8 protein-coding genes are annotated in these 12,822 nt (G+C 66.3%); 5 read left to right on the top strand and 3 right to left on the bottom strand.

Translation table 11 applies throughout. The features are described from left to right. The first annotated feature begins 34 nt into the window (after positions 1 to 34). Positions 35 to 1,495 carry a sensor histidine kinase gene (locus HMPREF1136_RS02155; protein WP_009647670.1) on the top strand — a complete coding sequence of 487 codons (1,461 nt, stop codon included), beginning with the start codon at positions 35 to 37 and terminating at the stop codon, positions 1,493 to 1,495. Between the two features lie 79 nt (positions 1,496 to 1,574). Here HMPREF1136_RS02155 and HMPREF1136_RS02150 read toward each other — a convergent pair whose 3' ends face one another. Both HMPREF1136_RS02150 and HMPREF1136_RS02145 read right to left on the bottom strand, forming a co-directional pair. Beyond that, positions 1,575 to 1,826: a WhiB family transcriptional regulator gene (locus tag HMPREF1136_RS02150; protein ID WP_009647677.1), complete on the bottom strand. Its 252-nt coding sequence runs from the start codon at positions 1,824 to 1,826 to the stop codon at positions 1,575 to 1,577. Between the two features lie 150 nt (positions 1,827 to 1,976). After that, positions 1,977 to 5,006: an FtsK/SpoIIIE domain-containing protein gene (locus HMPREF1136_RS02145; protein ID WP_034504493.1), complete on the bottom strand. Its 3,030-nt coding sequence runs from the start codon at positions 5,004 to 5,006 to the stop codon at positions 1,977 to 1,979. 180 nt (positions 5,007 to 5,186) lie between these two features. Here HMPREF1136_RS02145 and ligA point away from each other — a divergent pair, with 180 nt between their 5' ends. After that, entirely contained in the window at positions 5,187 to 8,192 is a 3,006-nt protein-coding gene (gene ligA, locus HMPREF1136_RS02140; protein ID WP_442852127.1) for an NAD-dependent DNA ligase LigA, read from the top strand. A 19-nt stretch (positions 8,193 to 8,211) separates the two neighbouring features. Here ligA and HMPREF1136_RS02135 read toward each other — a convergent pair whose 3' ends face one another. After that, positions 8,212 to 9,477: a phospholipase D-like domain-containing protein gene (locus HMPREF1136_RS02135; RefSeq protein ID WP_034504491.1), complete on the bottom strand. Its 1,266-nt coding sequence runs from the start codon at positions 9,475 to 9,477 to the stop codon at positions 8,212 to 8,214. Between the two features lie 18 nt (positions 9,478 to 9,495). Here HMPREF1136_RS02135 and gatC point away from each other — a divergent pair, with 18 nt between their 5' ends. From gatC to gatB, 3 genes are read left to right on the top strand one after another with little or no spacing between them, the layout of a single operon-like run. After that, on the top strand, positions 9,496 to 9,792 hold the full coding sequence (gatC, locus tag HMPREF1136_RS02130) for an Asp-tRNA(Asn)/Glu-tRNA(Gln) amidotransferase subunit GatC (RefSeq protein WP_009647688.1): 297 nt from the start codon (positions 9,496 to 9,498) through the stop codon (positions 9,790 to 9,792). Continuing rightward, positions 9,792 to 11,297, top strand: coding sequence for an Asp-tRNA(Asn)/Glu-tRNA(Gln) amidotransferase subunit GatA (gatA, locus tag HMPREF1136_RS02125; protein WP_009647691.1), 1,506 nt, complete (start codon positions 9,792 to 9,794; stop codon positions 11,295 to 11,297). Before gatC ends, gatA begins: the two co-directional genes overlap by 1 nt. Further along, a complete protein-coding gene (gene gatB, locus HMPREF1136_RS02120) occupies positions 11,297 to 12,793 on the top strand; it encodes an Asp-tRNA(Asn)/Glu-tRNA(Gln) amidotransferase subunit GatB (RefSeq protein WP_009647675.1) in 1,497 nt (498 codons plus the stop codon). The genes gatA and gatB overlap by 1 nt, the downstream gene beginning before the upstream one ends. Positions 12,794 to 12,822: the final 29 nt, after the last annotated feature.

The following is a 12,822-nucleotide window of genomic DNA, read 5'->3' as shown; positions in this document are numbered from 1 at the left end:
GCCTTTGTGGCCCCGCTCCCACTAGAGTAGAGCCATGCGTAGCCTCATGCAGTTAGCTGAAGAAGCCTCTTCGACACCGCTGTCGGAGCAGGACATTGATTGGCTGCACCTGCTGTTTGCGGACTGGCAGGTGCTCGCTGACCTGGCAGCCGCCGACCTCGTTCTGTGGCTGCCCGCCGACGACGGTAGATTCATCGCCGCCAACCACTGCCGCCCCGCGACCTCGACGACCGTTCACGTCGACGACATCATCGGCCTGCACCTGCCCGCCGCCCGCGAGGTCGACCTGCATCGCGCCATCCAGACCGGCCAGGTTGTGCGCTCGCCCGCTGCGCGCTGGGCGGGCACCTACTCGATGCAGGAAACGTGCGTTCCCGTGTGCCACGACGGGCGCATTATCGCGGTCATCACCCGTGAAACGAACCTGTCCAGCCCCCGCCTGTCCATGGGCTTCGAGGGGTGGACCATCGCCGCGGCTGACACGCTTTGCCAGATGATCGCGCGCGGCGAGTATCCCTACGACTCCACCCCGCAGGTCACCTCCCACGGTGTTCCACGCGTCCTCGACGGTGCGCTCCTGCTCGATGCAGAGGGGCGCGTCCTACAAGCTAACCCCAACGCCATGTCGTGCCTGGCGCGCCTGGGTATCCGCCACGACGTGAAGGGCAAGGTCCTGGCCCAGGAGATCACCGACGTGATCGGCGAAGGTACCTTCATCGAGGAATCGATGGCCGTCGTCGTCATGGGGCGGGCCTCCTGGCGTGTCGAGATCGCGGCGAGCGCCTCCACCATTTCCATGCGTGCCCTGCCCCTGCAAAACGGGCGCAAGCGCCTGGGAGCTGTCATCCTCCTGCGCGACGTGTCCGAGGTACGCCGCCACGAGCAGGAACTCATGACGAAGGATGCGACGATCCGTGAGATCCACCACCGCGTCAAAAACAACCTGCAGACCGTGTCCGCGCTGCTGCGACTGCAGTCGCGTCGCTCCAGTGAGGACGCCGTCAAGGTGGCACTCGCGGAGGCTGAGCGCCGCGTTCAGGCCATCGCGACCGTGCATGCTGCGCTGTCCCAGAACGTCGACGAGTCCGTCGACTTCGACGAGGTCGCACGCACGATCGTGCGCATGGCTGGCGCGATAGCGTCCACGGATCACGGCGTCGAGGTCATCACGACCGGAAACTTTGGGACGATTTCCGCCGATCAGGCCCAGGCGCTGGCGACCGTTCTCAATGAGCTGGTCGCCAACTCGGTCGAGCATGGCCTGGCCGACCGTGACGGTCGTATCGAGGTGTGCGCTCAGCGTGAGGGCCTGTCTATGAAGGTCACTGTCGCAGATGACGGTGTCGGCTTCGTGCCGGGAACGCCCATGAGCGGCCTGGGCACGCAGATCGTTCACCAGATGGTGCGCGGCGAGCTGCGTGGCTCTATCGAGTGGGCACCCCGCGAGGGTGGCGGCACGCTCGTGACGCTGTGGGTTAACCTCGATCCCGCCTGACGCGGGGGCGCGAGAACGAACGAGGCCGGGGATCCGTCGTGGATTCCCGGCCTTCGTGCGGTGTATGGTCGCGGTGTTTTCAGCAGCCTGCGCGTCGTGCACGCGCGGCGCGGCGTTTGAGCGAGCGGCGTTCTTCTTCGCTCATGCCGCCCCAGACGCCCGAGTCCTGGTTATTGTCGATTGCCCACTGCAGGCAGATGCCCTTGACGTCGCATTCGCGGCACACGGCTTTCGCTTCGGCCACCTGGCTGATGGCGGGCCCCGTGTTCCCGATGGGGAAGAAGAGTTCGGGGTCGACTGTCAGGCAAGCCGCCTTGCTGCGCCAATCCATGTGTGTTCTCCTTGCGTTACCGTGTGCTGTAGGGACTTCGTGTAGTCGTCTGTCAGTGTCCGCCAGTCGTGGTAGATGCGCAAGATGTCTGAACAATTCGTGTGGAGAGGTCACTATGCGTCTAGTCACGCTCGGCGAAAAAGCTGGGACTTAGGTGTTAACTGACCCTACGGTCAGTTGGATCGTTGTCAGGGTATCATCCTCCCAGATGAGCCCGCAGGAGGGATTCCATGGGTGTGCTGCAATCGATAGCGGGTACCTGCGGCTCGTGCGAATGAGTCCTCGCATGACGTTGTCCGAGGGGTTGAGTGCAAGCATGCGGTGACCGTCGCGGCGCGCAATTCTGGTCCATGCGTTCTCTGGAATAATCTCGGCAATTGTGGGGGTGGGCCAGCTGTGCGTGGCATGGAGCGCCTCGACGACGCGCACGTCGGAGGGTTCTCCGATAATCACCCAGGGTTTGTCTGTCGCCCACCGGATGGGTTCATACTCGGGGCCGATGAGGGCCGGGGCGGAGGCATTACTGACCAACGCTGCAGCCTCCTGAGGGGAGGGAATCCGCCACGCATGACAGACACCATCGGTGCCTTGGAAAACTCCTGTGGGCGGAGGATCGATGGGGACGCATGCGAGGGCCGTCTCCTCGCCCGGGCGGGCCAACAGCGCATGGGCTTCCCCGAGGGAACGCAGGCTACTCGGCTGGATCCCGGCGTGCAGAGCCTCGTCGGCGTCCCTGGCGCGCACGAGCCGCATTGAGAAAGCCCCCATGGCAGCCGACGAGGACGTGAAACGTCCGGAGAACGCCGCAACGAGGATGACGCCGGACCGAGCGGCCCCCGTCAGCAGCGACGACCAGAGTTCCTCAGCCTGGGGGAGTGACAGCGCCTGAGCCAGGGACGAGCGCAGAGCGGTCACATCCGAAATCGCTAGTACCGCGGGGCCGTGCGCACGGATCCCCTCGACGAGGTCGATGGCACCCAGGTCACGCGGGGAAAGCCGCGAGGAAGCGCCAGGGACTGCCTCGTCCCCGATGACGTGCAGAGGCAGCCGACTCGCCCCTGCGATCCTCGCAGCAATCGAGCGCGCCCATCGAGATGCCAACGCCGCCTCGTGAGCGCTCGTCTGGATCTGGACAGAGCCTCCCTCCCACACCAGCGGCGAATGAGACTCGATGCCCTCAACCAGCCCAAGAACGACGGACCCCAGCGCAGCGCCGCCGTTTCCGCCCTGCTCCGCCCAAGCCTCGTCGATCTGAGTCCACGTGAGAGAACCCGGGAGCGCAGGTGCCCACAGCGGGGCGGCGCTCGCGGCGGGCCAGCGCGCCGCGCACTCGGACACGACCGCGGCAACGTCAGCCATGTAAGACAGCTGGAGCGTGCCCACTCCCGCGAGTACTGCGCGCCCGGGGACACGGGGAAGGGACGAGGCCCGGGCATCGCCCAGGATGTCCGTGGAGTCGGGGGCGCTCACGCATCGCAGAGCCAAACGAATGTCCATGTTGGCGCGCATCGATGCGTTGATCGCCCCCGACGGGCGCTGCGTCGCGGCGATCAGATGCAGGCCGAGGCTGCGGCCCTGAGCGGCCAGACGCAGCAGGATGTCCATCGAGGAGGGATGGGTGTCGGCCAGGACGCGGAACTCGTCGATGGCGACGACGAGGCGCGGGGGAGGTTGTGGAGTGCGGGCGGGATCCTCCTCGTAGGCACGCTCCCAGGCCGCCAGATCCGGCACACCCAGATCGCTCAGCGCCGCTTCGCGCCGTGCCAGGACCGAGGCAATACCGTCCAGGGCGCGCGATGTGGCCCCCGCGTCCAGGTCGGTGAGCAGCGCCTGCGTGTGGGGGAGGTCCGCCAGGCGCGCGAAGGTGGAGCCGCCCTTGTAATCGATGAGGATGAAACGCACGCAGGCGGGCGAATAGCAGTGCGCGATGGAGGCGAGCCAGCCGAGCAACGCCTCCGACTTGCCTGAACCCGTGCAACCGGCGACGAGGGCGTGTGGGCCGTCCGTGACGAGGTCTAATTCGACGGGTCCCGCCTCGGAGTGGCCGATGACGACGCTGAGCGTACCCGAGTGTCCGCGGGCAGCATCCGGGTCCCAGTCCACGCGCTCGGGCAGCGCATCTTCACTGGTCGTTCGTGTCACGGTCCACCACCAGCGCGTGGAGACTGGCCGCTCATCGGTGACGCACACGCGGGCGCACCACGAGGGCAGCTCGGCAACGTGCGCCGCGTAGCCGATGTGTAGGGCGGAGGCCGCCTTGTCGTTCACCCCGCCACGCGCGCAGTATGGGCATTCCTCTTCCCCGGTCACGTGGATGTCGAGCGCCGGGCATCCCAGCAGCACGGGGGAGTGGGAGCGCCACCAGACGCGTGCCCCGCCAAGCTGCGCGGCCACCTGCCCCGCGCACCACAGCGCGCACTCGGCACCGTACTCGCCCACGATGCCCAGCGACGCGGCATCACCCGGCTGGGAGGAAGACGACGTGGCAGCCAGGATCACGCGACGCCCGAGCCGCGTCGCTCGCCCCGGCCAGACGGCGGCCCTCGGGATGCGCGTAGACTCACCCGCGGTAGGCAGCGAGGCAAGGACGAGGGCGAGCGCGGCCCCGTCCCATCCTCGCCGACGCCTGCGTGCACGCAGGACCATCACGACCACCACGATGCAGGCGATGGCCGCGACGACCCCGGCGAACGTCCAGAGCACTCGCGGGGACGCGGCCAAGGTGTGCAGGCGCCAGGCCATGAGGCCGCCCATGACGACGAAGGAGACGAGGGGTGCCCCGCGCAGGAGAGAGGATCCTGAGAAGACACCACGGCCTCGTCGATCAATGCCCGGCCACGTGAGCACCTGGGGGCGGCCTCGCACCTCGAGAGTGTCTCCCCCCAGGCGCACGCGCCTGCCCGGGGCGAGCCATTTGCGTCCGCGAAGTCGGTGCCATCCGCGCATTCGCGTGCGCACCCGGATGGGCGACGTGTGTGGAGACGCGCGCAGGCAGGCGCGCCCACCTCGCGTGGAAAACTCGGCGTGCTCGCGTGCAACGCTCGCGCAGGACAGGGGAACGTCTCCGGCTCTGCCCACGGTGCCCGGCGCGAGAACGAGGCCGACGTCGGGTCCGTCGACGCACGCCAAGTGCAGGTCGGTGCGCAGGGCCGCGCGTGCCAGGCATTTGCTGTCGCTCATACCTCCACGATCCCGCCGTGCCCGCGCATCTTCAAGCGGCGCCGCGCGCCCTGTGGATAGCGGCGCGACACGCGAGGCCCCTGTGGATAAGTGCTCCGGGCGCGCGAGCGTGTGGATAACGCCACCGGCGACGCTCGTGAGCGTTCCGAACCCCGACCGAGACAGCTGCGAAATGCAAGAATGGACCCTATGCATGACGACACGTTCGAGACGACTCGCGACCGCTACAACGACCTGGTGACGCGCATCAACGAGGCTATGGATGAGCAACTTGCTGCCATGAAACGTATGGACTTGGCTATGCGGGCTGCGGAGATGCATCGGATCGAAGATCTGGGAAACGTTCATGGCAAGACGACACTAAATTTGTCGCTCGAACGAGCCTATCGTTACGATCTTGAGCTTGAAGAAGCACGTATTAAGCAAACAGCCATGCTCCTTCAAGACCTTCTCAGACGGCAACAGGAACTGATTGAGCGACAGTATGAGAAGTTGTCTTCGCTGTTAGCCGTCAATGAAATAATGAATTCTGACATTTCTGAGCCAGCGGATAATCATGACAAGTCTCCTGATGTCGAAATGTCAGATGAAGCACGGAAGATAGTGGAATCTCTCCGGAAGGTGGTTGAGGCAGGGCGCGCTGGTTCGAACCGACGAGAGGAAAGTTTTGCGCAGCGACTGATGAGTGCAGACCGCCGGCTTACGCAATTTATGGCACATAGCACTGAAATCGATCGGCGACTTGGCGATCTTATTTCCCAGGTGGGGACGGATAGAGATGTTCACGCCAAAGGCGCAGCAGACGACGAGCAGACAGTAGTCAACGAGTTTCGGGAGTTTATTGATCATTTTCGTGAGGGACAAACGCGACGGACCAATGAGCTTCTTTCTGAGCTGCATGAATTACGCAGTAGGCAACTTAAAGCTGCACGCGATGCGTACTATCTTCGTGAAGGATCTTCGATTTCAGATGCGGACTACGACCGCATGTACCGCGAGGTCGAAGAGATCGAGGAGCGCTACCCGCAGCTGCGCGGTGCCGACTCGCCCACGATGAGCGTGGGCGGCAGCGTCGACTCCGGCTTCTCCGAGGTGCGCCACCTCGCCCAAATGATGTCCCTCGACGACGTCTTCTCCCTTGAGGAGCTCGCCGGGTGGGAGGCCCGCATGGCCGAGGTCACCGGCATCGACGACCTCGAGATGACGACCGAGGTCAAGGTCGACGGCCTCTCCATCAACCTCCTGTACGAGAACGGTCGCCTCGTGCGCGCCGCGACCCGAGGCGATGGCTATGTCGGCGAGGACGTGACCGCCAACGCGCGAACCATCGCCTCGATCCCACAGACTCTGAGCGGCACCGTGCCCACGCGCATCGAGGTGCGCGGCGAGGTCTACTTCCCGGTCGCCGACTTCGCTGCCTTCAATGAGGCCCGCGTCGAGGCCGGAGAAAAGACCTTCGTCAACGCGCGCAACGCGGCTTCGGGCTCGCTGCGCCAGAAGGACCCGGCCGAAACCGCCAAGCGCCCCCTCGTGATGGTCGCCCACGGCATCGGCTTCGTCGAGGCCGGGGATGAGTTCACCGAGCCGACCACCCAAATGGGCTGGTACGAGCAGCTGCGCGAGTGGGGTCTGCCCGTCTCTCCCTACACCCGCCTGCTGACGGGCCGAAAGGCCATTGAGGAGCGCATCGCCGAGATCGGCGCGGACCGCCACGGCCTTGTCCACGAGATCGACGGCGTCGTCGTCAAGATTAACGACCTGTCCCTCCAACGCTCGCTCGGATCCACCTCGCGCACGCCGCGGTGGGCTGCCGCCTACAAGTTCCCGCCCGAAGAGGTCCACACGCGCCTGCTCGACATCCGCGTACAGGTGGGCCGCACGGGCCGCGTGACCCCCTACGGCGTCATGGAATCCGTGCTGGTCGCAGGCTCGAACGTCGCGCGCGCAACCCTGCACAACGCCCAGGAAGTCGCCCGCAAGGGCGTCCTCATCGGCGACCTCGTCGTCCTGCGTAAGGCCGGCGACGTCATCCCCGAGATCGTCGCCCCCGTCGAGGACGCGCGCAACGGCTCCGAACGCCCCTTCGTCATGCCCACGCAGTGCCCCTCCTGCGGGACCCCTCTCGTGCAGGAGAAGGAAGGCGACGTCGACCTGCGCTGCCCGAACAAGGGTGCTTGCCCCGCGCAGATCACCGAGCGCCTCGCTCACGTCGGCGCGCGCAGCGCCCTGGACGTTGAGGGCCTCGGCGACGAATCCGCCCTGGCCATGACACAGCCCGACAACGACCGCGACGAGGTGGCCGCCGCCCTGGTCGCCGGCCACAGTGTCACGCTGGAGGACGGCACCGTCCTCACCCTCGAGGGCGGACGCGAGCTACCCCACGGCGAGCAAATCACCCGCGCCGAAGAACTCCTGCCCGCCCCACAGGCCCCCGTCCTGCGCACCGAGGCCGCGCTCTTCGATGTGCGCGCCGAGGATCTGCGCGACGTCATGGTGTGGAAGCCCGTGAAACAGAAGGGCGAGGAAACCGGAGACTGGAAGCAGGTTCGCTATTTCTGGACGAAGGCCTACAAGCCCCGCAAGCTACGCGGCCAGACCGTCTTCGAGCCCATCGAGCCTGCCGCCTCCAAGGGCACCGAGAAAATGCTCGCCGAGCTGGAGAAGGCCAAGAGTCAGCCCCTCGCGCGCGTCCTCGTCGCCCTGTCCATCCGCCACGTCGGCCCCACGGCGGCCCGCGCGCTCGCGGATACCTTCCGCTCGATGGACGCCCTGCGCGCCGCCTCGGTCGAGGAGCTCTCCGCCGTCGAGGGGGTGGGCGAGGAAATCGGACGTTCCCTGCGCGACTGGTTCACGGTCGACTGGCACCTGGAGGTGCTGGAGGCGTGGGCGCGAGCGGGCGTGCGCATGGCCGACGAGGCACCCGAGCCAGCCTCGGACGTGCTCGCGGGACTCACCATCGTCGTCTCGGGCGCGATGCCCGGCTACGACCGCGAGGGAGCCAAGGAAGCGATCACGTCGCGCGGCGGCAAGGCCGCGGGTTCCGTCTCGAAGAAGACTTCGCTCGTCGTCGCGGGACCCGGCGCGGGGTCGAAGGCCGCGAAGGCCGAGGCCCTGGGCGTCCCCGTCATCACCGAGCAGCAATTCGCGGACCTCCTTGAGGGAGGCCTGGCGGCCGTCGGCCTGTAACGAGGCCGGGGCGGGGTACTCAGACGAGGGGCTCGAAGGGGCCCAGGAGCACCTCGCCGACGCGGGTGAGCCACGAGCGCTTCTCCCACTCGTCGATAGCCAGGCGGCGGGCTGTCGTTAGGTCGTTCGCGAAGATCTCCTCCATACGCGCGGCCAGCGGGCGCGAATAGAACTGCAGGCAGACCTCGTAATTGCCACGCATCGACAGGCGATCAATGTTCGCCGTGCCAATCGTCGACCAGCGCCCATCCACCGTCATTGTCTTCGAGTGCACCATCGCGTGTTGGTACAACCAGATCTCCACGCCCTCGCGCAACAGCTCCCCGTAGTAGGGGCGCGCCACCCAGTCCGCCATGATGTGATTCGAAAACTCTGGGATCAGAACCTGAACGCGAACGCCCCGGCGTGCGGCGGCGATCAAGGACGCCAAGACCTCGTGATCCGGAATGAAATACGCCGTCGTAATCAACACGCGATCCGTCGCCCGCTCAATCGCGTCGATATACATGCCCCGAATCGGATAGAGCAGCGAATGCGGCAGGTTGAACTGCGCGGTCACGTCCGCGCTCCACGCGCGCGCCCCCTGATCGGGCAAAAACGGAGAATCAACGGGCCGGAAATGGTTCCAGAAATCAACGAAACCGTTCTCCAGCTCCCACACGGCCTCGCCCGTAATACGCACGTGCGTGTCACGCCACTCATTCGCGAAGGGATCACCAATGTTGTAGCCGCCCACGAAGCCGACGTTGCCGTCAACCACCAGGATCTTGCGGTGATCCTGGCCCGTGCGGCGAATATTGAGCGTAAAGAAACCCGACCGCAGGGTCGGGAACTTACGCACGTGCAGGTTCGGCATGTCAGGGAACTGGTAGAAACGCGGATCCTGGTTCAGGACGCCGAAACCGTCCCACACGCAAAACACCTCGACACCGCGCTCCGCGGCCGCGAGCAGCGCATTCTTGAACCGCTTCCCCCAGTAGTCAGAGCGCCAAATAAAAGTCTCGAAATAAATGTGATGCGTCGCCCCTTCAATGGCCTCCAGCATGTCCGCGTACAGGGAGGTTCCCTCCGTGTACGTGCGTGCCACGGTGTTGCCGATTGGTGTGTCGGCGGGAGGCAGCGTCGGGAAACCGTGCACGCCGCCGGGAATACGGGCGGTGCGCATGCGGTCAATCGCATGAACGGTCACGATAGCCGCCGCCTGGGCGGCAGCCACCGCAAGACCTACTTTTTTGACCACAGACCACGTCTGTCTGGTGAGTTGGCGTCGCTGTGAAAAGGTCATACGGGTAGGATGCCACACATGTCACGCATTAGTACTGACGAGGTCGCCCGCGTCGCGGGTCTGGCCCATATCGCATTGACCGACGAGGAAATCACGCGTTTCGCGGGTGAACTTGACGCAATCGCGGACGCCGTCTCGAAGGTGTCGGAGGTTGCCACACCCGAGGTTCCCGCCACGTCCCATCCGATTCCGCTGACCAACGTGTGGCGCGAGGACAAGGTCGGGCAGACCGTGGACCGCGACGAGGTACTCGCTCAGGCACCCGCCGCGCAGGACGGTATGTTCCTGGTTCCGCAGATTTTGGGGGAAGACTGATGAACGAGCTGCTGAAGAAGAGCGCCCTCGAGCTGGCGGACATGCTGGCCGACGGCCAGATCACCTCCGTCGAGCTGACCCAGGCGTGCCTGGACCGCATCGACGCCATTGAGGATCGCGTCAACGCCTTCATTACCGTCGACCGCGAGGGCGCGCTGGCGACCGCGGCTGACGTGGACGCGCGTCGCGCAGCGGGGGAGACCCTGCACCGCCTGGCGGGCGTGCCCATCGCCGTCAAGGACAACGTGGTGACGCGCGGCCTGCGCACCACCTGCGCGTCGAAGATCCTAGGCGACTGGGAGCCTCCCTACGACGCGACCGTCACCACCAAGATCAAGGAAGCCGGTCTGCCCATCGTCGGCAAGACCAACATGGACGAATTCGCCATGGGGTCGTCCACTGAGCACTCCGCGTTCGGCGCGACCAAGAACCCGTGGGACACCGAGCGTATCCCCGGTGGTTCCGGCGGCGGCTCGGCCGCGGCTGTTGCGGCCTACATGGTGCCCCTGGCCCTCGGTTCCGACACGGGCGGCTCGATCCGCCAGCCCGCGTTCGTGACCGGCACGGTCGGCGCGAAGCCCACCTACGGCGCGGTGTCGCGTTACGGCCTGGTGGCCATGGCCTCGTCCCTGGACCAGATCGGCCCCGTCACCCGCACGGTCGCCGACGCGGCCGCCCTGACTGAGCTGATCGGCGGCTACGACCCCCACGACTCGACCTCGCTGAACGAGCCGGTTCCCGCGCTCACGCAGGCCGTCGAGGCCGTCGCCGCGCAGGGTTCCATGAAGGGCCTGAAGGTCGGCGTCGTCAAGGAGCTGAGCGGCGAGGGCTACCAGCAGGACGTTATCGACGCCTTCAACGCCACCGTCGAGAAGCTGCGCGAGGCCGGCGCTGAGATCGTCGAGGTCTCCTGCCCGCACCTGGAGTACTCGCTGGGTGCCTACTACCTGATCATGCCCGCCGAGGTCTCCTCGAACCTGGCCCGCTTCGACGGCATGCGCTACGGCATCCGCGTCGAGCCCACCGAGGGTCCCGTGACCGCCGAGCGCGTCATGGCCGCCACCCGCGAGGCCGGCTTCGGTGACGAGGTCAAGCGCCGCATCATCCTGGGCACGCACGTGCTCTCCGCTGGCTACTACGATGCTTACTACGGCAGCGCGCAGAAGGTGCGCACGCTCATCCAGCGCGACTTCGACGCGGTGTTCGAGCAGGTCGATGTCCTCGTGTCCCCGACGGCCCCCGAGACGGCCTTCAAGTTCGGCGAGAAGACCTCCGACCCGCTGGCCATGTACCTCTACGACGTCGCGACAATCCCCGCGAACCTTGCGGGTATCCCTGGCATGAACGTGCCCAACGCGGTGTCCTCCGAGGGCCTGCCCATCGGCTTCCAGGTGCTGGCCCCCGCGCGCGGCGACCTGGTCATGTACAAGGTGGCGTCCCTGGTTGAGGCGCTCAGCGACGACGTCGCGGGTCAGTGCCCCGCAGCTAACTGGGAGGAAAAGTGATGACTGAGCTCATGGATTACGACGAGGCGGCCCGCCGCTTCGACCCGGTTCTCGGCATTGAGGTGCACGTCGAGCTGGGCACCACAACCAAGATGTTCGACGCTGCTCCCAACGCGTTTGGTGGCGACCCGAACACCTACGTGACCCCCGTGTCGCTGGGTCTGCCCGGCTCCCTGCCGGTCGTCAACCATAAGGCCGTCGAGTACGCCATCAAGATCGGCCTGGCCCTGAACTGCGAGATCGCGGAGTACTGCCGTTTCGCGCGTAAGAACTACTTCTACCCGGACCTGACGAAGGCTTTCCAGACCTCTCAGTCCGACGAGCCGATCGCGCACGACGGGTACGTCGACGTCGAGCTTGAGGACGGCACCATGTTCCGCGTGCAGATTGAGCGCGCACACATGGAGGAGGACGCGGGCAAGAACACGCACATCGGTGGCGCTGACGGTCGTATCCAGGGCGCGGACCACTCGCTCGTGGACTACAACCGTGCGGGCGTGCCGCTCGTGGAGATCGTGACCCGCCCGATTGAGGGCGCCGGCGAGCGCGCGCCCGAGGTGGCCGCCGCCTACGTGCAGGCCCTGCGCGACATCTTCCGTGCCCTCGACGTGTCCGAGGCCCGCATGGAGCGCGGCAACGTGCGCGCCGACATCAACGTGTCGCTGCGCCCGACGCCCGAGTCACCCCTGGGGACGCGCACCGAGACGAAGAACGTGAACTCCTTCCGCGGTATCGCGTCGGCCGTGCGCTACGAGATGCAGCGCCAGGCCCAGATCCTGGCCGATGGCGGCACGATCCTGCAGGAGACCCGCCACTACCACGAGGAGGACGGCTCCACGTCGTCCGGCCGTGAGAAGTCGGATTCCGAGGACTACCGCTACTTCCCCGAACCCGACCTGGTGCCGATCCGCCCGGATCGCGCGTGGGTCGAGGAACTGCGAGCCTCGCTGCCGGAACTCCCCGTCGCCAAGCGCCGCCGCCTGCGCTCCGAATGGGGGTATGCGGACATGGAGATGCGCGACGTCATCAACGCCGGTGCCCTCGAACTCATCGAGGCCACGGTTGCCGCTGGCTGCGATCCCGCCTCCGCCCGCAAGTGGTGGATGGGTGAGATCTCGCGCCGCGCCAAGGAGCGCGAAGTCTCCCTCGACGAGGCCGGGGTCAGCCCCGCTCAGGTCGCGCAGCTCCAGGGTCTCATCGACTCTGGCCGCATCAACGACAAGCTGGCACGCCAGGCCCTCGAAGGCGTCCTCGCGGGCGAAGGCGACCCGACGCAGGTCGTCGAGGCCCGAGGCCTCGAGGTCGTCTCCGACGACGGCGCTCTGACGGCGGCCGTCCAGGAAGCCCTGGACGCCCACCCCGACATCGTCGCGAAGATCAAGGGCGGCAAGGTCCAGGCGGCCGGCGCCCTCGTCGGCGCGGTCATGAAGGCCACCCGCGGGCAGGCTGACGCCGCCCGCGTGCGCGAGCTGATCATGGAGATGGTCGGCGCCTGAGGTTTATCCTCGCGAGCCTCACGGGGGCC

This window comes from Actinomyces sp. ICM47 (assembly GCF_000278725.1).
Lineage (GTDB): Bacteria > Actinomycetota > Actinomycetes > Actinomycetales > Actinomycetaceae > Pauljensenia.
This window is presented reverse-complemented; position numbering and strand designations above follow the sequence as displayed.

Coding starts and splice junctions, on each gene's coding strand:
- HMPREF1136_RS02145 (WP_034504493.1), bottom strand. CDS start 5,006: ATGAGCGACAGCAAATGCCTGGCACGCGCGGCCCTGCGCACCGACCTG.
- gatA (WP_009647691.1), top strand. CDS start 9,792: ATGAACGAGCTGCTGAAGAAGAGCGCCCTCGAGCTGGCGGACATGCTG.
- HMPREF1136_RS02150 (WP_009647677.1), bottom strand. CDS start 1,826: ATGGATTGGCGCAGCAAGGCGGCTTGCCTGACAGTCGACCCCGAACTC.
- gatB (WP_009647675.1), top strand. CDS start 11,297: ATGACTGAGCTCATGGATTACGACGAGGCGGCCCGCCGCTTCGACCCG.
- HMPREF1136_RS02155 (WP_009647670.1), top strand. CDS start 35: ATGCGTAGCCTCATGCAGTTAGCTGAAGAAGCCTCTTCGACACCGCTG.
- HMPREF1136_RS02135 (WP_034504491.1), bottom strand. CDS start 9,477: ATGACCTTTTCACAGCGACGCCAACTCACCAGACAGACGTGGTCTGTG.
- gatC (WP_009647688.1), top strand. CDS start 9,496: ATGTCACGCATTAGTACTGACGAGGTCGCCCGCGTCGCGGGTCTGGCC.
- ligA (WP_442852127.1), top strand. CDS start 5,187: ATGGACCCTATGCATGACGACACGTTCGAGACGACTCGCGACCGCTAC.